The sequence below is a fragment of the Halomicrobium sp. HArcht3-1 genome (assembly GCF_058933345.1).
Genome location: NZ_JBZYDM010000004.1, coordinates 381,895 through 402,990, shown reverse-complemented (window position 1 = coordinate 402,990; position 21,096 = coordinate 381,895). Strand labels below are relative to the sequence as shown.

Sequence of the window (21,096 nt, the reverse complement as noted above, 5' to 3'; positions counted from 1 at the left end):
ATAATCCAAAGGAGCGGTCGTGATGATGCGAGAATTCTTGATAATTAGTAAAGGACAACAGTGATGAGGCAATCAAGAATCAGGAGGTTGGTTCAGGCTCGTCTCGAAGATCAGCCTCGCCCTGAAGGCGACGAAACCGATTCGGCCCAGCGCGTCGAACCGCCGCTCATGCGACAGACGCACCTCGATTTCGACCGCTACTTTTCGGTCGTCATGGAGACCGACGAGGCACAGGCCGCCGAGATGACCGTCGAACCCGGCCGGGCAGTCGGCGGCCCGGAGAACTATCACGCCGACAGCGACCAGTGGTGCTACGTCGTCTCGGGGACCGGCGTCGCCACGGTCGACGAGGAGTCCCACCGGATCGAGGCCGGCGACCTCCTGCTGATCGAGGCCGGCGAGCGCCACGGTATCGAGAACGACGGCGACGAGCCACTCGAAACGGTGAATCTCTACACGCCGCCCCGTTCCGACCGGTGAATCGAGTCGCGGTCGCGGGGTGTGTGGTTTCCTCGCACTCACCGCGGTCCTAAGGGGGAGGCCGTCGAAGCCAGCGGCATGCCTGCTCCGTTCGTCGCGATCGGTGGAGACGCCGCCGGCCTGAGCGCCGCCAGCAAGTGCAAGCGCGAGGACCCCGACAGGGACGTGATCGTCTTCGAGAAGGGATCGTGGGTTTCCTACTCCCACTGTGGGATGCCCTACTTCGTCAAGGGCGAGGTCGACCGCCTCGACGACCTCCTGTCGCTGTCGCCCGCCGAAATCGCTGAGCGAGGGATCGACTTGCGGCGGGGCCACGAGGTCGTCGCCATCGACACCGACGCACAGGTGGTGACCGTCGAGACCGACGACGGCGAGCGGATCGAACAGTCCTACGGCGACCTCCTGATCGGAACCGGTGCCCACGCGGTGACCGATCCAATCGAGGGGAGCCACCGCGACGGCGTCCACACCATCCACGGGCTTGACTCGGCCGCGGCGGTGCGCGCGCACCTGCTCGACCCCGCGACCGACGCGCTCGCGGACATCGGCGGCGAGGCGTTCGTCGACCGGGAACTGGTCGAGCGATACGCTGCGATGGAGTCGCCCGAGACTGTCGCCATCGTCGGCGGGGGCTACGTCGGCATCGAGATGGCAGAGGCGTTCAGCACGAACGGACTGGACGTGCACCTGTTCCAGCGGGGCGAGCACGTCCTCGCGCCGTTCGGTGCGGCCGTCGCCGAGGTCGTCGAGGAGGAACTCCGATCACAGGGCGTCGCCCTCCACCTCGGCGAGGAAGTCGCACGGCTGGCGGGGGACGACCGCGTCGAGCGACTGCTCTGTTCGAGTGGCGCAGCCCTGAATCTGGATATGGCACTGGTCGGGATCGGGATCCGACCGAACACGGGCTTTCTCGACGACACGCCGATCGAGACCGGTGTCGCCGACGCGGTCGCGGTCGACGACTACGGCCGGACGAACGTCGAGAGCGTCTACGCGGCAGGTGACTGTGCCACGATGGCCCACGCCGTCACCGGCGAACAGGACTGGGTGCCGCTGGGACTGACCGCAAACCGGGCGGGACGGGCCATCGGGACGACCGTGGCCGGCGACCCGACGCCCGTGGGCGACGTGGCTGGCACGGCCGTCGTCAAGGCCTTCGAACAGGAGTGTGGACGGACGGGCATCGTCGACCACGAGGAAGCGAGAGACGCGGGCTTCGACCCGGTCAGCGAGACCATCACCGCCGGATCGCGCTCGGGCTACTACCCCGGCGCGGCCGAGACGACCGTGACGCTGGTGGCGGATCGCGAGAGCGGTCGCTTGCTGGGCGGGACCATCGTCGGGACGGATCGGGCGGCCATCCGCATCGACATCCTCGCGATGGCGCTCGAACAGGACGCGACCGTCGCCGAACTCGAACGCGCCGATCTGGCCTACGCGCCCCCGTTCTCGCCGGTGTGGGACCCCGTGTTGACCGCGGCAAAAGTGCTCTCGTCGGCCGTCGCGTGAGCGGGGCCGCGCTCGCCCTACCGACCGAAAAGCCGCGCCGCCTCGAATCGCTCGTCAGTGAGGTAGACGCCCCCCTCGCGGACCGTCACGGCGATCGAATCCAGTACGTCGCCGGCACACGGCCCGTAGGTACAGACGCCCTCGCCGCCCGAAAACTGCGCGCCGTGCTTGTGACAGACCAGATCGTCGCCCCGGACGATCGCACCCGAACCGCGGTCCAGCGGCACCTCCGGTTCGTGTGGACAGGAATTTCGCCACGCGACGACGGCATCGTCGATCCGCCGGAGGATGCAGTCGGCACCGTACTCGTCACCCCGCGCCTCGAAACGGATCGTCGAGTCCGTCGGGACCGCATCGAGGTCGACGATCCGGGTCGGATCGGCCTCAGCGTCGTCGGCCTCGGCGTCGCCGGCCGCTGGCGCACCGTCGTGCCCGCTCACGCTGAAGGAGATCGTCGCGTCGCCGGCCGAGACGCTGCCCGAGCCATCCGAGACCAGCGCCGTCTCGGTCTCGTCGCCGTCCTCGACGGTCACGCGAAGGGGGTTACTCATCGAGATCATTTAATTTGGCTTGCCTAAAGTAGCTGCCGATACCGCCGCTGCCCCAAGGCAGTAGTGACAGCAGGACGGAGGGTCCCGTATGGACGACGACGATGTCTCCGTCGAGGTCGAGGTCGAAGTGGAACTGGACACCGCAGAACTCGAAACCGAAATCGAGGACGCGACAGAGTACGAGGCAACGCTGGAGGGCGACGGCATCGAGATCGAGATCGAAGCCGAAGTCGAGTTCGCCGAGACGACCGACACCGAGGAGACCGAGACAGAGAGCGTACAGACGGACGACGAGGCGGCGGACGACGACAGCTAACTGCGCTGTGCGTGCAGTCTGGCGTCGTCCCTGCCCAGCAGCAAATCGTCGAGGCGCTCGGCGACGATCGGACTGACGGTGTCGGCCAGTTCGCGCGCCTCCCGGTCGGGATCGTCGAGGTCGAGGATCTGTTCGAAGAACGTCGAGAGCGTCCGGTAGGTCTCGTAGAGGTCACTCGCACGGTCACGACCCTGCTCGGTCAGTTCGACGCCCTCGTACGGTTCGTACACGAGGAGGTCGTCGGCGGCGAGTCGCTGGAGCATCTCCGTCGTGGCCGACGGCGATCGATCGAGCGCCCGGGCCACCGTCCCCGATGCGATCGGTGGCCCACCCTCCCGTTCGTGGATGTAGACGACGAGCAGATACTGCGAGACGCGTTCCATCTGAACGTCAGCGATGGACCGACACGACGAGGTCCGTCGCGATCCAGCCGTCGGTGTTGTCGGATTCGATGAAGGTGTGTGTCCCGGGACAGGTCTCACACACGTCGATCTGGGGGCGTTCGGACACCTGCTCGCCCGCGCTCGGGCGGTCGTCGGGTGCAGTCGTCGTCGACATACCGTTGATTTAGGTCGGCCTAAAAGTAAAGCTTCGGGTCTCGGCCGGGAGCCACGCCAGTCGAATCTGGATCGCTGTCGCTACCGATCATAATTTAGCCTTGCCTAAAAAAGTGTGGTCGGTTGCCCGAGGGTGTCGGCGGCCCTACTCCATCGCGGCCTCGGTGACGAGCGTGTCGTCCTCGAGGTAGTGTTCGATGTGGTGGGCCTGATCTTCGAGTTCGAGGAGCTGTTCGCGCAGCATCTGGGCGCTCGCGTGGTCGCCCAGTCCTTCGGTGAGTTCGATGTGACTGCGCGCGGTCTCGATCACGTCGCCGTACAGCTCCATGTCGTTGGCGAGCGAGGTACGGATGTCGTAGACGTGCTCGTCCTCCGGTTCGACCGTCGCCTCGGACTCAAGCGTCGCCATGCTGGCGTGGGGCACGCCACCGAGAGCCTGGACGCGCTCTGCGAGGTCGTCGGCGGCCTCTTCGAGTTCTTCGGCGGCGTCACCGAGGAACAGGTGCAGGTCACGGAACTCCGCGCCCTCGACGTTCCAGTGGTGCTTTCGGACCTGGTGGTAGAGGACGTATACGTCCGCCAGATCGGTGTTGAGTGCGTCGACGATCTGCTCGACCTTCTCCTGTTCGAGGCGGAGCGCATCGCTGGCTTCGACACTACCGGCTTCCTTCAGCGTCTTCCCTTGCTGACTCATACCCGATACTGGGTTACCCAGCTACTTCAAACTTTTCAATATTCTTATATTTTTTCGTATCGCCTAAACCTGGGCGAACGATCAGTCCTCGCGCGTCTTGAGCCACTCGTCGAGCAGGTCCCGGATCGCCGCCTCGCGGTTGTCACGGTGCTGGGCGAACGCTTTCTCGTCGATCGCTTCGAGCAACTCCTCGTCGAGTTCGAGTTCGACAGATTCTAGATCGAGATACGCCTCGTCCATCGGGTGAGAATCGACGGACGGGAGTGATAAATAGTCTCGTCAGACGACCGTCTGGCGTTCGTGTGACGGAGACCGTGATGGGAGCCACACGGAATCAGCGACGGCGGTGTGTGTCACAGGCCGACACAGTTTCCCCCGTCCACGACGTACGTGATCATATGCCACGACTTGACGATCGAGCGGATCTCACGGACACCGAACTGGAAGCGCTCCACCGCCTCCAGCTGGGCGTCGAGCACGTCTATCGCGGCTACGGGTCGCTACTCGCCTGTCACCACAGCATCGGTCACGGAATGGACCACTTCGAGGCCGCCCGGAAACTGCTCGCGGACGCGGGGCACGACGAGCACGCCGCGGCGATCAGAGACGAGATACTGCCGGCCGGGTTCGTCAGCGACATGTGGACCTACGAACTCGTCGACGACGCCCGGACGGAGTTCGTCGCGGACGTGACGGACTTCGAGCGAGCCATCAGAACGGATCTGGCCGACGGACAGAGCCACGTCAGCGAGCGTCGTCTCCAGCAGCGCTGGCGCGACCGGATCGGAGAGTGATACGGATTATTGTAGCGATGTACCGGTGATCGTCTCCCCCGTGGCGACGAGCACCGGGACGCAACGACAATAAACCGTATGAGACGAGGGGTAATACTACCGGCTGTAAATCTGTGAACGATTTCGCCACCCCGAGGTGGCGAAGATCTTCACGAAGTTACAGCCGGCAGTATAAGCTACTCCTCGACGAGACTCGGGTGGGTCTCCTGTGGATCGGGATGGGGGTCGGCGAGTGCGTCCCGCAGGACCTCGCGGCTCTCCTCGTCCCGTCGGCGGCGCTCTTCGTCGTCGATCTCCTCACAGCCCGGCGGGAGGTCCCGGCCGCGATCGGTGAAGTAGCCCTCGGGGACGACCCAGTCGTGATAGAACGGTCGGTCGTTGTCCTCCAGTAGCGTCACGGCGACCTCGGCCCCGTGGCCCGCACAGACCGCTGCCTGATGGGGTTTTTCGGCGAGTCGACCGGCGGCATAGAGACCGTCGACGCCGGTGCGACCGCGCTCGTCCACGTCGACGTAGGTCTTGCCCCGGTCGAGCAGGCCGACACCGTCGATCTCGGCGAGATAGCCGTTTTCGTTCTTCGTCGCCGCGATCACGTAGTCGGCCGTGTAGCGCTCGCCGGCCTCGGTGTCGACGGCGAAGCCGTCGGCCTCCACACGCTGCTCAACCGCGTCGACGGTCGCCAGCCGACGGGTGGCACCGGCACGCTCGCTTTGCTCCCCGAGCAAGTCGAGCAACTGTCGGGCGTTGATCCCCACCGGGAAGCCGGGGAAGTTCTCCAGATGGGCGTTGCGCCGGAGGATCGACCCGCCCGCATCGAGGACGAGCGTGTCGAGGTCGGCCCGGGCGGTGAAGACGCTGGCCGACAGGCCCGCGACGCCGCCGCCGACGACGATCACGTCGTAGTGGTCGGTCATGTGTTCGCCTGAGCGCCTCCATTCCCTATAGCCTCATCGGACACGCCGTCGCGGGAGTCGGTCGACAGGTGTGGCGTTGCCTCGTCGACGAGCAAGTGATACCGCGGTGCTCGCCGGTCGCGTTCGCGCAACAGCGCCCGATACTCGCTCGCGAGGGCGGCGGCGACGGCGGCCGTCGGCCGGTCCGGGAACCGCAGGCCATCGACCGGCACCGGACTGAGGCCGGCCGTCGAGCACACGATCCGATAGCGGCCCCCAGAATCGGCGAGTGCGTCGATCTGGCGGCGGAGCGTCGACAACGACGGGCCGTCGGTACACGGAGCGGGCGCGAACGACATCCTACTGCGTGACGATCTCGGCGACGCGCTGGCGGTCGAAGAGTCGTTCGTCCTCGGGAATCTCGGGGTAGTGGTCGCCGTCCTCGTAGTCGGGCCACGCGCCGAAGATTTCGGGGTACAGTTGCTTGGCACCCATCTCGATCTGGAAGAGGTTCATGATCGGTCCCTGATAGCGCATCCCCGCGGGGTAGACGCGGTCGTTCTCGACCGCCGAGAGGCGCTGGCCGGCGTTGTCCGTTGCGAGCATCTCACGGGTGTCGGCCATGCTGTAGTTGGGCGTCATCCCCCACAGGTGGAGGATCACGTCGGGGTCGGCTTCCAGCATCGTCTCGTAGTCGACGGTGCCCCAGAGACCGCCCCAGTCCTCCTCGGCGAAGGCGTCGGTGGCCCCCAGCGGGCGCGTGTCGGCCAGCCAGTAGCCCGGCTTGTTCAGGTGATAGGTCCAGAAGGTGCTGCCGTCACCGGAGAGCGTCGCCCGGACCACTGTCGGGCGGTCCTCTCTGGGCGGGAGCTGAGACTGGATCGTCTCGACGAGATCACTGTGGACCGCGGCAAGTGCCTCGTAGCGTTCGCGTTCCTGAAACACGTCGGCGACCGCGCCGAACAGTTCCCAGAGGTCGTAGTACTGGTAGTCGTCGTAGCCCTCCGGGGGCTGACCGTTTGTACCGCTGTAGAAGTTGCCGAACCACGGTCCCAGTTGCGTGGCGACCTCGTCGATGTCGGTCCGGTCCCAGCCGTCCTGTGTCGAGACCCACGCCGGATCGACCAGATGCACGTCGCTGTCGTGAGCGTACAGTTGCTCTTTGGAGAGACCGTCGCTGAGCGGGTCGACCAGCCCCTCCCACTCGACCGAGACGCCGTCGAGGTGTTCGTAGTAGTGGTTCATCGTCGTCCCCGACATCTCCGGGACGTAGACGGCGTTGACCGCCTCGCCGTGGCCCAGCGCGACGGCCATGTCGAGATACTGCGGATAGACAGTAAAGACGGTCTCGGGGACGCTGTCGAACGAAACGGTGCCGACCGGCGAGAGGTCGACCGAGTAGGGACCGGCCTCCGTCGTCTCGGTCAGTGCTGCGTTCGTCTCTGTCGGCGACTCGTCGCCGGTGTCTGTCGCCGTCGCAGCGTCCGTGGTGCCCGCCGATTCGTCGGTCGATTCGGTACAGCCCGCGATTGTCGCGCCCAGTACACTGCCGCTGGCGGCGATGAACCGACGCCGAGTCGACGGTGGATCGTTGCCCATGTGTTTTTGGCCCGCCTAAACCCATAAATCCGTTCCGATTTAGGGCTGCCAAAGAATCGAAAGGAATAACACCAGTATTAGGGATACCTAAATCTAGAATGGCCGGAACGCATCCAACGGAATCGCCCACAGAGCAGCGACACCAGCGAAGCTGGGCCACGGGTCGCCTCGTCGCCTTCTGTCTGGCGAGTACGGCGATCGTCGTCGTCGCGGGCCTGATACAGGTGAGCTTTGGCACGTATTCGATGACCATCGCGCAAGCATGGTCGGCAGTCGTCGACCCCGACATCGTGCTCGATCCCGCCGTCTGGAACGCCTTCTTGCTGGGCGGGGAGCTGCCCGAGATGGACAACGTGTCGCTGATCGTCTGGAACATCCGCCTGCCCCGCGTGTTCGTCGCCATCCTCGCGGGCGCGACGCTCGGTGTCTCCGGTGCGATCTTTCAGGCCGTGACGCGCAACGAACTCGCCAGCCCCTACATCCTCGGGGTCAGTTCCGGGGCCGGGCTGGCCGTCCTGCTGACGCTGGTGGTGTTCAGCGGTCTCGCACCCTTCCTGCCACTGATCGCCGCCGCCGGTGGGACGATCGCCTTTGCGCTCGTCTACGCCATCGCGTGGAAGGGTGGGACGAGTCCCGTCCGCCTCGTCCTCGCTGGCGTCATCGTCGGCACCGTCTTCCAGTCCTTGCAGACCGGCGTGTTCTTCTTCGCGGATGATCTGGGCGTGGTCCAGTCGGCCATCGCCTGGACCACCGGCTCACTGACCGGCACCGACTGGGAACAGGTCCGGCTGTCGATCCTGCCGGCAGGGGTCGCCATCGTGCTGGCCTTGCTGGGTGCGCGCCAGCTGAACGTCCTCCTGCTCGGTGAGCGCACGGCCCAGTCGCTCGGGATGCGCGTCGAGCGCGTGCGCTTTCTCCTCTCCGGGGTGGCGATCCTCGCGGCGAGTACGGCCATCGCCGTCGCCGGCATCGTCGGCTTCGTCGGCCTCATCGTCCCCCACGTCGTCAGGAACGTCGTCGGCGGCGACTACCGCCGACTGATGCTCGGCTCGATCTTCGCCGGCCCGGCGCTGATGGTCGTCGCCGACGTGGGCGCACGGCTCGCGCTGAGTCCGATTCAGGTGCCCGTCGGCGTCGTCACGGGGCTGATCGGTGGGCCGTACTTCCTCTATCTGATGCGCAGACAACAGCAGATGGGGGAGATCTGAGATGGCCGAAGCGAACGAACTGGAGCGAGACGAGACCAATCCCGTCAGGGAGCGATTGACCGACGAGGACGGCAGGCGAATCGAGAGCGCCATCGTCGCCGAGGAACTGGACCTGCGCTACCCGACCAGCGAGGAGTCCGTCGTCGAGTGTGCCCGCCTCGACGTGCCCGAGGGGGAGGTGACGGCGCTGGTCGGTCCCAACGGCAGCGGGAAGTCGACGCTGCTGAAGTCGCTGTCGAACCACCTCGAACCCGAGTCCGGGACCATCCGACTCCACGGCGAGGACGTACAGTCGTTCGAGCAGGCGGAACTGGCTCGCGAACTCGGCGTCCTCTCACAGGAAAACGAGTCGCCGGGATCGATCACGGTCGAGGATCTGGTCTACCACGGGCGCTACCCACACCGTGGCTTCTTCGAGAGCGTCGGGCCAGAGGACCACGCGGCCGTCGACGACGCCATCGAGATGGCCGGCGTCGATCACCTGCGTGACGCCGAACTCGGGCAACTCTCGGGCGGCCAGAAACAGCTCGCGTGGATCGCGATGGTGCTGGCACAGGACACCGACGTGCTGCTGCTGGACGAGCCGACGACGTTCCTCGACTTGCACCACCAGTTCCGCGTCCTTGAGACGGTCCGGCAACTGAACGAACGCGCGGACGTGACCGTCGCCGTCGTCCTCCACGACATCGCACAGGCCGCCCGCTTTGCCGACAACCTCGTCGCGATGCGCGACGGTGAACTGTACGACTGGGGACCGCCCGAGACCGTCGTCACCGAGCAGCTGCTCGCCGACGTGTTCGGCGTCGAGGCCCGCGTCGAGTACGAGCCGGAACTACAGATCCTCCCGAAACGGGCGCTCTCGGAGTGACTGGCCGGCTGCTAATCGGTTCGATTCGGAAGGTTTTACTATTTTTAGGCAGGCCTAAAATCTGATGAGCGACGATTCGAACCGCACACGACGGACCGTGCTGAAGACAGGCGTGACACTCGGAACACTGGCGCTTGCGGGCTGTACCGAATCCACGAGCGACAGTTCGGGTGAGCGCGAGTCGACCGCGACGAGCGCGGGCACGGACACCGCGACCGCGACGGACGCCGAGACAGCCACCGAGACGACGGCGTCGACGACCGACGAGACCACGGAGACGGACACCGACGGCAGCTACTCCGTCTCGATGGAACCGGTCGGTACTGTCGAGTTCGACAGCGTCCCGGAGACGTGGGTCGCCAACAACGGAAGCTGGGCCGACATGGGGATCGCACTGGGACAGGAACCACCGAAAGGCGTCTGGCTCACCGGCCGCTACCACACCCAGTACTACGACGAGATACCCGGCGTCAGCGTCGACAAGAGCGACATGGTGTCGCTGTATCAGGACGGCGTCAGCAAGGAGCGGTTCTACGCACTCGACGGCGACGTGCACGTGATCGACCCGAACTTCCTGATGAATCGCTTCAACGGCTGGAAACAGGCCGACGTGGACGAAGTCAGCGAACGTGTGGCCCCGTTCTTCGGTAACAGCATCTTCTCGGGGGGCTACACCTGGCACGACAGCTACCAGTACTACACGCTGTACGAGGCCTTCGAGAAGCTCGCACAGGTCTTCCAGCAGACCGAGCGCTACGAGGCCTTCGCCGCGCTCCACGACGAGTTCCAGACGAACCTCGACGACATCGTCCCCGCGGAGGACGAGCGCCCGGCGGTCGCGATCATGTGGGCGGCGGGCGACGAGCCCACGGAGTTCTCCCCGTACCTGATCAGCCAGGGAACGAGCTTCAAGCAGTGGCGCGACCTCGGGGTGCGGGACGCGCTGGCCGAGACCGACGTGCAGGACTTCCACGAAACGCGGGGCCGCATCGACTTCGAGACGCTGCTGAAGATCGACCCCGAGTACGTCATGTTCCGGGGCCAGGAAGGCAAGACCACCGAGGAGTTCCAGAACACGGTCGTCTCCTACATGGAGAACCACGACGTCGGCAGCCAGTTGGCGGCCGTCGAAAACGGCAACGTCCACCAGGGGGGTCCGCTGTATCAGGGGCCGATCACGAACCTCGTCGTCACCGAACGGGCGGCCCGTCAGGTCTACGGCGTCGACGACCAACTGTTCGACCGACAGCGTGTCGCCGATATCGTCACCGGCGAGTTCTGACGGCGAAGACGCGGTCGAATGTAACGAGATAGTCGAACTGGCGGACTTCCTCGCGGTGTCGTTCGGGGACCGCGACCGGGAAGTCGGTGGCGTCGCTCTCGAAGATGTGTTCGAAGTCAGCGCTCGCTCGATCGCTCAATCGGTCGACAGTGGGACAGGCTCGATCATCGACCGGTTCGAGGGAGAACTGCACGACCGTCGGATGATCGGCGTGTACCGTACTCTCGAACGCATACAGTTCGCCCTCGTACCGGTAGAGGGCTGCTCTCGGCTGAAAGCCCCCGTTCTGTGAATCGTACGTGTACGTTCCCCCGTCCTCGATGAGTCGGCCCACCTTCTCACGGCGGTCCGCAGAGAGATCGGCGACGGCGACGATCTCACGATCACCCGCTTCGTCGACCTGCTCGATATCGTACCGGGTCATGTACCCGCCATCTGCGTAGGATCGCGCCACGGCGTAGCTCGTGCCGTCGTAGGCGAGACAATCGAGATCCGAGATCGTTCCCAGACGGGTCTCGGGGTCGTCTCCCGCAGCGGCAGCCTCGATATCTGCCGCGAGACGAGCCCTGACCGCAACCGAGGCATCGTCCGGGACGGTTGACAGATGGACAGGCAAGACGACCAGATCGGCGGCCGGAGAAACAATGGTGTCAGACGAGGCGGTCGCAGTCGGCGTCGTGGATGACGGATCTGCGGGGGTGTCGGCCGACCGATCGACCGATGGTGTGGTACAGCCAGCGACCACAGCGACGCCGCCAGCGAGTGACGTGAGGACGTCACGGCGAGTCGGGGACATGGATCCAGTCAAAACGGTGGCGGATAAAGCTCTTGTGTGGTCAGTCCGCCGCGACCGGCAGCTCGAAGGCGTACTCGACGCCGGTCAGTTCCTCGGACACGTCCCAGAGGCGCTTTGCGGTCGCACGGTTGTACGAGCGAGCGCTGGAGTCCTGTACGCCCGGTGCACCTCGCATGTTCATGAACCCGCCGGGACCGACGTACTCGCCGCCGTCGATGCCGGGATGGGTCGCCGCGTACAGCATCGGCAGCGTCCCCTGCTCCTGTGACTGGGCGAGGACGGCGTTAGCGACTTCCATTATCGCCGCGCCGACCACGCCACCGCCGGCCTCACCGGCCCGGCGCTGGAGGTCCGTGTCGGCGTAGCCGGGGTGACAGACCACGCTCGTCAGGTCCAGTCCCGTTTCGTTGGCCCGGCGGTCGAGTTCGTAGCCAAAGAGGACGTTGGCGAGCTTGCTCTGTGAGTAGGCTTCCCACTTTCCGTATGACTGCTCGTGGTGGAGGTCGTCGAAGTCGATCTGGCCCTGTTCGTGGGCACCGCTGGACTGGGTGACGACGCGCGCGCCGTCTGTGGTGGCGAGCGTCTCCAGCAGGTGGCCCGTCAGCGCGAAGTGACCCAGATGATTGATGCCGAACTGCTGTTCGAAGCCATCGGTGGTCTCGCCGCGGGGTAGCGCCATCACCCCGGCGTTGTTACAGAGGACGTGTAAGTCGTCGTAGTCAGACGTAAACGACTCGGCGAAGGCGTCGACCGACGAGAGGTCCCCCAGATCACACTGTTTCACGTCCAGATCGGCGTCGGGGACCTGCCGGCGGATCTCCGTGGCCGCGCTGTCCCCACGGTCGGTCGAGCGACAGGCCATCACGACCGTCGCCCCCTTCGCCGCGAACGCGCGCGTCCCTTCGTAGCCGAGACCACTGTTCGCACCGGTGACGACGACGGTCTTCCCGTCGAGTGACGGCATCTCGTGTTCTGTCCAGCGGGCTGTCATCGTCTCTCCTAGACGTGCCAGACAGGGAAAAAGAGATGCCTAACGAGTGAGTCGCTGCTCCGTCGCTCGATCCGAGTCGGCATCCATGTGACGCGCTACCTCGTCTCGCCGAATAGTTATCCGTCTCGGGCACGTCTTTATGTTGTGAGCGAGAATTCCGGGCGTCGAAACCTTCGAATGCCCAACGACGACGAGCTGTTCGCCGTAGTGACAGAACACAACGGCGGCAACCACGTGCGCGTGCAGTGCGAAGACGGCAAAGAGCGAATGGGGCGAATCCCCGGCCGCATGAAGTTCCGAACCTGGATCGAGACGGACGACGTCGTCCTCGTGGAACCGTGGGACTGGCAGGACGAGAAGGCCAACATCGAGTGGCGCTACACCAGTCAGGACGCGGACCAGCTGCGCGACGAAGGCCACATTCAGTGATCTAGCCGCCCGGTCGGGCGTGCACAAGTGATATTTCTATCCAGTGAGCCAGCGACAGCGATGGACAGCGCGCGGAACCGACGACACGCCGAGCGTCGGCAGCGGTCAGTGACCGCCGGTCTGTGCGCCCCACAGTTCCGCGTAGCGGCCGTTTCGCTGGCGCAGATCGTCGTGGTCGCCGCGCTCGACCACTTCGCCGTCTTCGAGGACGAGGATCTGATCGGCTCCGATCACCGTCGAGAGGCGGTGGGCGACGACGAAGGTCGTCCTGTCTTCGGTCAGTGCGTCGAGACTCGCCTGAATCCGCTGCTCGGTGTCGGTGTCCACGTCGCTGGTGGCCTCGTCGAGGATGAGGATTTCGGGGTCCTGCAGGACGACGCGGGCGATGGCGATGCGCTGGCGCTGGCCGCCAGAGAGCTTGACGCCCCGTTCCCCGACGCGGGTGTCGTAGCCGTCGGGGAGGCTCTGGATGAACTCGTGGGCCTCCGCGGCCGTGGCGGCCTCGCGGACCGCCTCCTCTGACTCCTCGAAGCGCCCGTAGCGGATGTTCTCGCCGATGGTGCCGTCGAAGAGGAACGCCTCCTGACTGACGTAGCCGACGTGCTGGCGCAGGCTCGCGAGTTCGAGGTCGGTGATGTCGACGCCGTCGACGTCGATGCGACCCTCGTCCACGTCGTAGAGTCGCAGTAACAGTCGGCACAGCGTCGACTTGCCCGCGCCGGTCGAGCCGACGAAGGCGACCGTCTCGCCCGGTTCGGCCTCGAAGGAGACGTTCTCGATGACGTAGTCGTCCTCCTCGTCCGGGCCCGGTTCGTCGAACGCAGCGACGCCGCCGTCGGTCTCGGTCCCGTCCTCGACGGCCGGACCGTGATCGCCGGTCAACAGGTCGGGGTACTCGAAGCACACGTCCTCGTAGGTGACGTGGCCCTCGGGGTCGTCGAGGCGCTTTGCGTCCTCGGCGTCCGTGATCCGCACGGGAATGTCCGCGAGGCCAAACACGCGCGACGCCGAGACCTTGGCGTTCTGGACCTGATCGACGATGTTCGACACCTCGGCCAGGGGCGCGACGAAGCGCTGGGTCATGAACACGAAGGTGACGAAGGTCCCGAGCCGGAGTTCGCCGTAGAGCGGACCGGGCGCGTCGAAGAGGATCCAGTAGCCACCGACGACGAACGTCGCGGCGAAGGACAGCCCCGCGAGCAACTCCATCCCCGGTCGGTAGAAGTAGGAGAGTTTGAGTACGTCCATCGTCGTGGCGAAGACGCCGTGGGAGGCGTTACGGACCCGCTCGGTCTCGTACGCCTCGCTACCGGTCGCCTTCGCGAGGATGACGCCGGTGATCCCGTTCTCGATGCGGGTGTTGAAGTCGGCCATCGCGGACTGGCGGGCCTCGTAGCGAGGTTCGATCACGCGCATGAACCAGATCGTGAAGCCGACGATCACGGGGATGGCGACCAGCGTCACCAATGCGAGTTGCCAGTTCAGGGCAAAGAGGATCGCTGCGATACCGAGCACCATCACGATCAGGCGCACGCCGTTCATCAGTGCGTTGTCGAGGAACAGTTCGAGGTTGCCGGAGTCGTTGCTGAGGATCGACATCACCTCGCCAGTCTGCTTGTCGTCGAAGAAGGCGGCGTCCAGCCGCAGCATCTTCTCGAAGCTATCGGATCGCACGGAGTGCATCACGCCGTGGGCGAAGAAGTTCGCAGAGACGCCGTAGATCCACGTAAACAGTGCCGTCGCGACGAAAGAGCCGGCGATCAACGTGGCCGAGAACCAGAACTGACCGACCTCGCCGGGCGGGACGAGCGACTGTGGCACCAACAGGAGTTCGTAGTCACTCGTGCCCGCGAAGAGCGCGTCGATGGCCGTCCCGAGCACGACCGGCGGGAACAGTGACGCCGCCTGTGCGATCAGGTTCGCCAGAAGTCCGACCACCAGCCAGCGAGTCCGCGACGTACCGTACTCGTCGAACAACCGCCACAGCGGCCGGTCGATCCGTTGCCGGTAGCGATCGAACGGTGTTTGCTCGTCCGTGGACATGTTCGACTGACTATCCAGTCAGGGCCTAAAACGGCGTCGGTCTCTGTCACGGTCGACGGTGTGGGTCCGGCGACAGACGGTCTACAGCCGTGCTTGTGCGCCACAGTGTCGCGTAGCGGCCCCCGGTCACCGTCGACTGACGAGCAAGACTGCGATGGCGACGGCAGCGACGAGTGCCGAGCGCATGTCCAGTCCCGGCCCGTCGGCGGTCGTTCGTGGGGTGTCTGTCGTTTGCATCGTCCGCCCGGACCGGGAGACAGTCTCCGACTCGGGACCGGTCGACGATGTCTCGGACTGCACACGGTCGGTCGACTGGCGAGACGGACGGTCCGTAGGCGTGGGCGTTCGTGCTGTCGGTGTCTGTCGTGGCGTGGGTGTTCGACTGGCGGTCTGTGTCGCGGTAGTCGTGAGCGTCGGGGTCGGTGTCGTCGTCGCTGTGGAGGTCTGTGTCGCCATCCTAGGGGGTGTCGGGTGTACACCGCTCGTTTCCACGGAGTAGAGCTGCTTACCCGACGCGTTCGAGAGGTCGTAGGCAACGGAGAACGTTTGCCGCTCGTCGACCGTGGTGGTGGTCCGTGCCACAGTCGGCGCGTCCCACTCGTCGCCCCGCTTGAGTGTGACCGTGATCCGTGACCCTGGTAACAGGTCCGTATCGCTACCGAAACCGACCGACGACTCGTTCGGGAGCCGGATCGTGTGCGAGTCGGTCCGCCAAAGCCGGGGCTGACTGTCGGTGATCCCGAAATCCGTCCAGCGTTCCAGTTCGTCGTCCCGGTCGACCAGTGGGCTATCCGGGTAGATCTCGGCTAACAACGACTGACCGCGGTAGTCGACGACGGCATCTGATTCGAGCAGGAGATACGCGACACCCTCGCGGAAATCGAGAACCACCCGGGCGTGACCGTCCGCAAGTGCTTTGGGGAGACGGATCCCGCCGCAAGGTCCTTCGATATCGATTCGTTCTGGCTCATCGTACTCGATGAGTTCGTCGTAAAACTCTTGCTCCGTCAAATTCCACTGCTGTGTCGCCAGCATCCCGAGAAGACTGGGCGCGTCGATCTCGAGGATGCCAGTCTCGCCCTCGATGATCTGTGGCGGTGACCCCGTGGCAGGCTGGATGCGTCCCGACCGCATGGCAGCACGGAGGTCGCTGGCGTTGGTGGCGTTGTACACCTGCGGGAGACCACGGTAGACCGTTGCCTTTCCGACCGAAGCGCCTTCGACGGTGAGCGATTCGCGGTCGAAGGTGACACCGTTCTGGAGGGCAACCACGGGATGGGTGCCCCGCGATAGCGTCGTGTTCAGCGGTTCGGTGACGGTCACAGTATCGCCACCGCGGACCCGGAACGTTCCGTCGAGACGCTCGCTGTCGGCAGCGAGATAAGTGTTGATCAGCAGTGTGACGGTCCCGTCACCGTCGTCGTCGACGGCGAGGCGAGCACCACCGCGACTGGCATTCCCGACGGCGACAGTCGTCGCTTGCCCGTCGGGGACCGACAGCGGGACGACCGCCACGTCACCGATCGCAACGGTCAGGTCACGCGATTCGTTCGGAACGGGACGGCGAAGCGACGCGCCAGCACTGGTGTCGATGGCTGGGCCAGCCCCGGACGAACACGCGGTATCGAGCGTCGTCGCAGTTTCTGCGGTCGTGCCGGTCGGGTGGGTAGCGCCGACCACCCCGGCGAGGGACGGCAAACAGACGACGAGGACCAGACACACGGTCGCCAGACAGCGACGCTGGGACCGGGTGCCGAGCGGGGTATCGAACATTGTGTATCTTATCTGAAAGAAGAGTGATGAACGTTACGGACGCCAGCGACCGGTCGCTTCGTCACCCTCGCACGCTGTCGACGACCTCGTCCAGCCGCCGGGTCGCCGCGGCCGGGTCGTCGGCCGCCGTGATCGCGGAGATGACCGCCACGCCGTCAGCCCCTGCCTCGATCACCGGGCCGGCGTTGTCGGCCGTGATGCCGCCGATGCCGACGACGGGAATCGAGACGGCGTCGGCGATGGCGGCGACACGCTCGGGACCGACGGCGTACTCCTCGTCGTCGATGTCGTCCTTGCTCCCGGTCCCGTACACTGCGCCGACGCCCAGATAGTCCGCACCGGCCCGTTCGGCGGCGCGGGCGTCCGCGACGAACGACGCCGAACGACCGACGATTGCGTCCGGTCCCAGCAGGTCACGGGCCACGTCGATCGGGAGGTCGTCGTCACCGAGATGGACGCCGTCGGCGTCGATAGCCTGTGCGAGGTCGATCCGGTCGTTGACCAGTAGCGGGACACCGGCCGCGCGAGTCTGCTCGCGGAGTTCGCGACCCACTTCGAGCCGTTCGCGGACCGGCCGGTCTTTGTCGCGCAACTGGACGAGGCCGACGCCGCCCTCGACGGCCGCCGCGACGATCTCCGGGGTCGTCCGGCCCGCCGACTGGCTCGCACCCGTGACGAGGTAGACGGAGTAGTCCATGCGAGCGAGTGACGGTGGCATCGCCCTCACTCTTGCGTTCCGGGCTGGACGAACGTGGGACCGCTCACGATGCCGGTCGCCGAGGAACAACACCCGAAAATAAAGAGTGAAACGTACTGATCGGCTGGTGACGATATGGAGCTGCTGGCGCGGATCGCAGCGGGGACCGACCTCGGGCTGGTGGGCCGATTCGGATACATGCTCGCGCTCGTGGGGGCAGGACTGGTGGGCCGCCGACTCGGCGTGCTGACCGACCACCGCAACGAACGGCTGGGACAGTTCGCGTTCTACGTCCTCCTGCCGGCGCTCGTGTTCCGTTCGACGTACGACAAACGACTGGGAGAACTGCTCTCGGTCGAACTGGTCGTCGGGCTAGTCCTCGTGCTGGGGACGCTACTGGCGCTCGCGTGGCTGGCGAACCGGGACGGTCCCGACGAGGTCCGCAGCGTCGCCGTCATCCAGTCGTACCACGGTAACTTCGGTTACTTCGGCCTGCCGGTGGTCGCGGCGACGCTGGGGTCGACCGCCGCAGGGACCGCGAGCGTCATCCTCGGACTCGGCGCGCTCGTCCAGATCCCGGCGACGATCCTCGTGCTGGTGCGACTGAACGACACCGAAGCGAATCTGGCGGGCGAGCTACGGAGCCTCGCGACGAATCCGATCTTGCTGACGCTGGCCGTCGGGCTTGGCTTCGCGACAGTGGAGCAAGGGATTCCGGCGGCTGCCGACACCGGACTCGGGTGGCTCGCGACGCTCGCGCTGCCGGTGGCGTTGCTCGCGGTCGGTGGCTCGCTCGACCCGCAGGGCCACGAGATTCCCCTCTCCCGGACCGGCGTCGTCGTCGGCCTGAAAGTGCTGGCGATGCCGCTGGTCGCGTGGCTCGTCTTCACGGGACTGGGGACGGAGCCGCTGACGCGCAACGCCGGTGTCGTGATGTTCGGCGCACCGACGGCAGTGTCGACGTACGTCTACGCCGCGGAACTGGGCGGTGACGAGGGCTTTGCCTCGGTCAACGTCTTCGCGACGACCGTCGTCTCGATTCTCGCACTGTTTGCCTTCCTGTCGCTGACCACGTAGGGACGCCGACCGATCCGCGGCCCCGCTCGCGGCGAGCGAGCAGGGAGTGATACGGACGGTTGTAGCGATGTGCCGGTGAGCGTCTCCCCCGTGGCGACGCTCACCGGTACGCAACGACAACCGTCCGTATGGCAGGAACATGTTCGGCACGTCGACTTTGCTACTCACATGGGTACGTCGAAATATGGAGCTACAGCGAAAGACGATCGCGAAGGTCATCGCGGTGGCCTTCGTGTTCAATCTCGTGGTAATGGGCGGTGGCGCGTGGTTCGCGTATCAAGAAGCCCCACCGATTCCCGATCGAGTCGTCGGACCGGACGGGCAGACCATCGTCACCGACGGAGACATCAGAGACGGGAAAAAGACCTTCCAGCGCAACGGGCTGATGAACCACGGGTCGATTCTCGGGAACGGCGCGTACTACGGCGAGGACTACACTGCCGACGCGCTCGACCTGAAGACGGAGTTCATGCAGTCCTACTACGCACAGGAACGGTACGGTGACGAATACACCGCGCTCAAATCCGAACAGCAGGCCGCGGTCGACGAGGTCGTCCGCGCCGACATGAGCGAGCAGTACGACGGTGGCAACATCGAGTACTCGGCGGCGGAACTGTACGCTCACGAGCAGATCCGCGAAGAGTACGTCGAGCGTTACCACGACGGGAGCCACGAGCGTGGTGTGCCCGCGGGAATGATCGAAAGCGAATCCGAGGCGCGCCAGTTCGCCGACTTCGCGCTGTGGACGGCGTGGTTCTCCCACACGGATCGTCCCGGCGGTGACCACTCCTACACGAACGAGTGGCCTTACGCGCCCGGTGCCGGCAACGACGCCACCGGCGCGGCGATGATCTGGAGCGTCGTCGCGATGGTGCTGCTGGTCGCGGGTGCCGGATTCGGCATCTGGCTGTACAACTCGGTTCGACTCCCCGAGCCATCGACCGAGGGACTGTCGGTCCCCGAACCGGGCGACGTGAGCGTGTTCCCGAGCCAGCGATCCGCGTTACGGTTCGTGCCGGTCGCCGCCGGACTGTTCCTGGCACAGGTCATGCTCGGCGGATTGCTCGCACACTTCTACATCGAACGGGCCGGGTTCTTCGGAATCGAGGAGATATTCGGCGTCCACATCCTCCAACTGCTCCCCTTCGCGATCGCAAAGACGTGGCACATCGATCTCGGTATCCTGTGGATCGCCGCGACGTGGCTCGGCGCAGGGCTGTTCCTGCCGCCGCTGTTGACCGGTCACGAGCCGAAACACCAGTCCACGCTCGTCGACGGCCTGCTCGGCGCGATCGTCGTCGTCACCGTCGGCGGTCTCGGTGGCATCTGGCTTGGCGCGAACGGCTACCTCGACGGCGCGCTGTGGTGGCTCGTGGGCAACGAGGGACTGGAGTACCTCGAAGTCGGGAAGCTCTGGCAGGTCGGTCTCCTCCTCGGATTCGGACTCTGGGCTGCCCTCTCCGTTCGCGGACTGAAGCCGCTGCTCGACAGGGAACCGCCGTACGGGCTCGCGCACATGATCCTGTACGCCGGTGGCTCGATCGCCCTGCTGTTTACCGCCGGCTTCTTCTTCACGCCCGAGACCAACATCGCGGTGACGGAGTTCTGGCGCTGGTGGGTCGTCCACATGTGGGTCGAAGGGGCCTTCGAGTTCTTCATCGTCGCCATCGTTGGACTGACGTTGGTATCGATGAACCTCCTGAGCCGTCGGAGTGCCGAGAAGGCGGTGATGTTACAGGCGCTGCTGGTGATGAGTACCGGCGTCATCGGGGTCTCACACCACTACTGGTGGGTCGGCATGCCGGACATGTGGGTGCCTATCGGGAGCGTCTTCTCGACGCTCGAACTGATCCCGCTGGTGTTCATCCTCTACGAGGCACTGGGCCAGTACCGGGCCATGAACGAGAGCGGCACCTTCCCCTACCGGCTCCCGTTCATGTTCATCATCGCCAGTGGCGTCTGGAACTTCGTCGGCGCGGGCGTGCTCGGGTTCTTCATCAATCTCCCACTGATCAATTACTACGAACACGGCACCTATCTAACGGTCGGCCACGCACACGCCGCGATGTTCGGTGCCTTCGGCTTCCTCGCGCTGGGGATGGTCGCCTACATGCTCCAGATCGCCATCGAACCGGACCGCTGGGACGGCTCGTGGCTCCGCGGGGCCTTCTGGTGCTGGAACGTTGGGCTTGCGCTGATGGTCTTCGTCTCGGTCCTCCCGGTCGGATTCCTCCAGCTAGAAGCGGTGTTCACCGGAACCTACGACGCCGGCAGAAGCCTCGCGTTCTACAATCAGGAGATCATCCAGACGCTGTTCTGGGCGCGTCTCCCCGGTGATACGCTCATCATCCTCGGAACGGTGCTCTACGTGGCAGACCTCGTGCGCAAGCGGTTCGTCCTCCGCCAGTCGGCGGACGATCCGGGGGTCGACGACATGGCCGTCGCTGAGGGGGTCCTCGGCGACGACTGAGTCGGCCGGCGGATTTCGAAACGGCACCGGCTATTTTTCGTGACCGCGAGACACGACGGGGAAAACAGC

23 protein-coding genes are annotated in these 21,096 nt (G+C 65.3%); 10 read left to right on the top strand and 13 right to left on the bottom strand.

Annotation, left to right across the window (positions count from 1 at the left end):
* The first annotated feature begins 168 nt into the window (after window positions 1-168).
* Window positions 169-480 carry a cupin domain-containing protein gene (locus AC5FRW_RS09685; RefSeq protein WP_493568239.1) on the top strand — a complete coding sequence of 104 codons (312 nt, stop codon included), beginning with the start codon at window positions 169-171 and terminating at the stop codon, window positions 478-480.
* 78 nt (window positions 481-558) lie between these two features.
* On the top strand, window positions 559-1,989 hold the full coding sequence (locus AC5FRW_RS09680) for an FAD-dependent oxidoreductase (RefSeq protein ID WP_493568238.1): 1,431 nt from the start codon (window positions 559-561) through the stop codon (window positions 1,987-1,989).
* Window positions 1,990-2,006: 17 nt separating this feature from the next.
* On the opposite strand, the gene AC5FRW_RS09675 is transcribed toward AC5FRW_RS09680, so the two are convergent.
* Window positions 2,007-2,540 (bottom strand): Rieske (2Fe-2S) protein, encoded by a 534-nt coding sequence (locus AC5FRW_RS09675; RefSeq protein ID WP_493568237.1) that lies wholly within the window; start codon window positions 2,538-2,540, stop codon window positions 2,007-2,009.
* A gap of 88 nt (window positions 2,541-2,628) precedes the next feature.
* On the opposite strand from AC5FRW_RS09675, the gene AC5FRW_RS09670 reads away from it, so the two are divergent.
* Entirely contained in the window at window positions 2,629-2,856 is a 228-nt protein-coding gene (locus AC5FRW_RS09670; RefSeq protein ID WP_493568236.1) for a hypothetical protein, read from the top strand.
* Here the strand turns inward: AC5FRW_RS09670 and AC5FRW_RS09665 are convergent.
* From AC5FRW_RS09665 to AC5FRW_RS09650, 4 genes are all read right to left on the bottom strand, one after another.
* The gene (locus tag AC5FRW_RS09665; protein WP_493568235.1) at window positions 2,853-3,239 is read right to left on the bottom strand and encodes a metal-dependent transcriptional regulator; all 387 of its coding nucleotides are present in this window, start codon (window positions 3,237-3,239) and stop codon (window positions 2,853-2,855) included. The two genes, AC5FRW_RS09670 and AC5FRW_RS09665, sit on opposite strands and share 4 nt — an antisense overlap.
* A 7-nt stretch (window positions 3,240-3,246) precedes the next feature.
* Complete coding sequence (locus AC5FRW_RS09660) at window positions 3,247-3,414, bottom strand: hypothetical protein (protein ID WP_493568234.1); 168 nt, start codon at window positions 3,412-3,414, stop codon at window positions 3,247-3,249.
* 144 nt (window positions 3,415-3,558) lie between these two features.
* A complete protein-coding gene (dpsA, locus tag AC5FRW_RS09655) occupies window positions 3,559-4,107 on the bottom strand; it encodes a DNA starvation/stationary phase protection protein DpsA (RefSeq protein WP_493568233.1) in 549 nt (182 codons plus the stop codon).
* 81 nt (window positions 4,108-4,188) lie between these two features.
* Entirely contained in the window at window positions 4,189-4,347 is a 159-nt protein-coding gene (locus AC5FRW_RS09650) for a ribbon-helix-helix protein, CopG family (RefSeq protein WP_493568232.1), read from the bottom strand.
* A 158-nt stretch (window positions 4,348-4,505) separates the two neighbouring features.
* Here AC5FRW_RS09650 and AC5FRW_RS09645 point away from each other — a divergent pair, with 158 nt between their 5' ends.
* A complete protein-coding gene (locus tag AC5FRW_RS09645) occupies window positions 4,506-4,901 on the top strand; it encodes a hypothetical protein (protein WP_493568231.1) in 396 nt (131 codons plus the stop codon).
* 176 nt (window positions 4,902-5,077) lie between these two features.
* On the opposite strand, the gene AC5FRW_RS09640 is transcribed toward AC5FRW_RS09645, so the two are convergent.
* The 3 genes from AC5FRW_RS09640 to AC5FRW_RS09630 are packed head-to-tail and all read right to left on the bottom strand — an operon-like array spanning window position 5,078 to window position 7,393.
* Window positions 5,078-5,815: an FAD-dependent oxidoreductase gene (locus AC5FRW_RS09640; RefSeq protein WP_493568230.1), complete on the bottom strand. Its 738-nt coding sequence runs from the start codon at window positions 5,813-5,815 to the stop codon at window positions 5,078-5,080.
* Window positions 5,812-6,153 carry a DUF7552 domain-containing protein gene (locus AC5FRW_RS09635; RefSeq protein ID WP_493568229.1) on the bottom strand — a complete coding sequence of 114 codons (342 nt, stop codon included), beginning with the start codon at window positions 6,151-6,153 and terminating at the stop codon, window positions 5,812-5,814. Before AC5FRW_RS09635 ends, AC5FRW_RS09640 begins: the two co-directional genes overlap by 4 nt.
* Before the next feature lies 1 nt (window position 6,154).
* On the bottom strand, window positions 6,155-7,393 hold the full coding sequence (locus AC5FRW_RS09630) for an ABC transporter substrate-binding protein (RefSeq protein WP_493568228.1): 1,239 nt from the start codon (window positions 7,391-7,393) through the stop codon (window positions 6,155-6,157).
* A gap of 98 nt (window positions 7,394-7,491) precedes the next feature.
* Here AC5FRW_RS09630 and AC5FRW_RS09625 point away from each other — a divergent pair, with 98 nt between their 5' ends.
* From AC5FRW_RS09625 to AC5FRW_RS09615, 3 genes are all read left to right on the top strand, one after another.
* Window positions 7,492-8,601, top strand: a complete 1,110-nt coding sequence (locus AC5FRW_RS09625) for a FecCD family ABC transporter permease (protein ID WP_493568227.1) — start codon at window positions 7,492-7,494, stop codon at window positions 8,599-8,601.
* Window position 8,602: 1 nt separating this feature from the next.
* On the top strand, window positions 8,603-9,469 hold the full coding sequence (locus AC5FRW_RS09620) for an ABC transporter ATP-binding protein (RefSeq protein ID WP_493568226.1): 867 nt from the start codon (window positions 8,603-8,605) through the stop codon (window positions 9,467-9,469).
* Window positions 9,470-9,533: 64 nt separating this feature from the next.
* Complete coding sequence (locus AC5FRW_RS09615) at window positions 9,534-10,751, top strand: ABC transporter substrate-binding protein (RefSeq protein ID WP_493568225.1); 1,218 nt, start codon at window positions 9,534-9,536, stop codon at window positions 10,749-10,751.
* On the opposite strand, the gene AC5FRW_RS09610 is transcribed toward AC5FRW_RS09615, so the two are convergent.
* Window positions 10,735-11,547: a hypothetical protein gene (locus AC5FRW_RS09610; RefSeq protein WP_493568224.1), complete on the bottom strand. Its 813-nt coding sequence runs from the start codon at window positions 11,545-11,547 to the stop codon at window positions 10,735-10,737. The two genes, AC5FRW_RS09615 and AC5FRW_RS09610, sit on opposite strands and share 17 nt — an antisense overlap.
* Window positions 11,548-11,587: 40 nt before the next feature.
* Window positions 11,588-12,538, bottom strand: a complete 951-nt coding sequence (locus AC5FRW_RS09605; protein ID WP_493568223.1) for an oxidoreductase — start codon at window positions 12,536-12,538, stop codon at window positions 11,588-11,590.
* A gap of 144 nt (window positions 12,539-12,682) precedes the next feature.
* Between AC5FRW_RS09605 and AC5FRW_RS09600 the strand changes: the two genes are divergently transcribed.
* Entirely contained in the window at window positions 12,683-12,967 is a 285-nt protein-coding gene (locus AC5FRW_RS09600) for a translation initiation factor eIF-1A (RefSeq protein ID WP_153554531.1), read from the top strand.
* Between the two features lie 105 nt (window positions 12,968-13,072).
* Here the strand turns inward: AC5FRW_RS09600 and AC5FRW_RS09595 are convergent, their stop codons facing one another.
* The 3 genes from AC5FRW_RS09595 to thiE form a co-directional block, all read right to left on the bottom strand.
* The gene (locus tag AC5FRW_RS09595) at window positions 13,073-15,010 is read right to left on the bottom strand and encodes an ABC transporter ATP-binding protein (RefSeq protein WP_493568222.1); all 1,938 of its coding nucleotides are present in this window, start codon (window positions 15,008-15,010) and stop codon (window positions 13,073-13,075) included.
* 126 nt (window positions 15,011-15,136) lie between these two features.
* A complete protein-coding gene (locus AC5FRW_RS09590; protein ID WP_493568221.1) occupies window positions 15,137-16,783 on the bottom strand; it encodes a DUF7827 domain-containing protein in 1,647 nt (548 codons plus the stop codon).
* A gap of 61 nt (window positions 16,784-16,844) precedes the next feature.
* Window positions 16,845-17,480 carry a thiamine phosphate synthase gene (thiE, locus tag AC5FRW_RS09585; RefSeq protein WP_493568220.1) on the bottom strand — a complete coding sequence of 212 codons (636 nt, stop codon included), beginning with the start codon at window positions 17,478-17,480 and terminating at the stop codon, window positions 16,845-16,847.
* 135 nt (window positions 17,481-17,615) lie between these two features.
* On the opposite strand from thiE, the gene AC5FRW_RS09580 reads away from it, so the two are divergent.
* Window positions 17,616-18,557 carry an AEC family transporter gene (locus AC5FRW_RS09580; protein ID WP_493568219.1) on the top strand — a complete coding sequence of 314 codons (942 nt, stop codon included), beginning with the start codon at window positions 17,616-17,618 and terminating at the stop codon, window positions 18,555-18,557.
* 184 nt (window positions 18,558-18,741) lie between these two features.
* On the top strand, window positions 18,742-21,027 hold the full coding sequence (locus AC5FRW_RS09575) for a nitric-oxide reductase large subunit (RefSeq protein ID WP_493568218.1): 2,286 nt from the start codon (window positions 18,742-18,744) through the stop codon (window positions 21,025-21,027).
* Window positions 21,028-21,096: the final 69 nt, after the last annotated feature.

Bases quoted from the DNA above. Each gene is read 5' to 3' on its own strand.
- thiE (WP_493568220.1), bottom strand. From the start codon at position 17,480: ATGGACTACTCCGTCTACCTCGTCACGGGTGCGAGCCAGTCGGCGGGC.
- AC5FRW_RS09675 (WP_493568237.1), bottom strand. From the start codon at position 2,540: ATGAGTAACCCCCTTCGCGTGACCGTCGAGGACGGCGACGAGACCGAG.
- AC5FRW_RS09680 (WP_493568238.1), top strand. From the start codon at position 559: ATGCCTGCTCCGTTCGTCGCGATCGGTGGAGACGCCGCCGGCCTGAGC.
- AC5FRW_RS09650 (WP_493568232.1), bottom strand. From the start codon at position 4,347: ATGGACGAGGCGTATCTCGATCTAGAATCTGTCGAACTCGAACTCGAC.
- AC5FRW_RS09635 (WP_493568229.1), bottom strand. From the start codon at position 6,153: ATGTCGTTCGCGCCCGCTCCGTGTACCGACGGCCCGTCGTTGTCGACG.
- AC5FRW_RS09595 (WP_493568222.1), bottom strand. From the start codon at position 15,010: ATGTCCACGGACGAGCAAACACCGTTCGATCGCTACCGGCAACGGATC.
- AC5FRW_RS09685 (WP_493568239.1), top strand. From the start codon at position 169: ATGCGACAGACGCACCTCGATTTCGACCGCTACTTTTCGGTCGTCATG.
- AC5FRW_RS09605 (WP_493568223.1), bottom strand. From the start codon at position 12,538: ATGACAGCCCGCTGGACAGAACACGAGATGCCGTCACTCGACGGGAAG.
- AC5FRW_RS09660 (WP_493568234.1), bottom strand. From the start codon at position 3,414: ATGTCGACGACGACTGCACCCGACGACCGCCCGAGCGCGGGCGAGCAG.
- AC5FRW_RS09590 (WP_493568221.1), bottom strand. From the start codon at position 16,783: ATGTTCGATACCCCGCTCGGCACCCGGTCCCAGCGTCGCTGTCTGGCG.
- AC5FRW_RS09640 (WP_493568230.1), bottom strand. From the start codon at position 5,815: ATGACCGACCACTACGACGTGATCGTCGTCGGCGGCGGCGTCGCGGGC.
- AC5FRW_RS09615 (WP_493568225.1), top strand. From the start codon at position 9,534: ATGAGCGACGATTCGAACCGCACACGACGGACCGTGCTGAAGACAGGC.
- AC5FRW_RS09630 (WP_493568228.1), bottom strand. From the start codon at position 7,393: ATGGGCAACGATCCACCGTCGACTCGGCGTCGGTTCATCGCCGCCAGC.
- AC5FRW_RS09580 (WP_493568219.1), top strand. From the start codon at position 17,616: ATGGAGCTGCTGGCGCGGATCGCAGCGGGGACCGACCTCGGGCTGGTG.
- AC5FRW_RS09625 (WP_493568227.1), top strand. From the start codon at position 7,492: ATGGCCGGAACGCATCCAACGGAATCGCCCACAGAGCAGCGACACCAG.
- AC5FRW_RS09645 (WP_493568231.1), top strand. From the start codon at position 4,506: ATGCCACGACTTGACGATCGAGCGGATCTCACGGACACCGAACTGGAA.
- AC5FRW_RS09670 (WP_493568236.1), top strand. From the start codon at position 2,629: ATGGACGACGACGATGTCTCCGTCGAGGTCGAGGTCGAAGTGGAACTG.
- AC5FRW_RS09665 (WP_493568235.1), bottom strand. From the start codon at position 3,239: ATGGAACGCGTCTCGCAGTATCTGCTCGTCGTCTACATCCACGAACGG.
- AC5FRW_RS09575 (WP_493568218.1), top strand. From the start codon at position 18,742: ATGGAGCTACAGCGAAAGACGATCGCGAAGGTCATCGCGGTGGCCTTC.
- dpsA (WP_493568233.1), bottom strand. From the start codon at position 4,107: ATGAGTCAGCAAGGGAAGACGCTGAAGGAAGCCGGTAGTGTCGAAGCC.
- AC5FRW_RS09610 (WP_493568224.1), bottom strand. From the start codon at position 11,547: ATGTCCCCGACTCGCCGTGACGTCCTCACGTCACTCGCTGGCGGCGTC.
- AC5FRW_RS09620 (WP_493568226.1), top strand. From the start codon at position 8,603: ATGGCCGAAGCGAACGAACTGGAGCGAGACGAGACCAATCCCGTCAGG.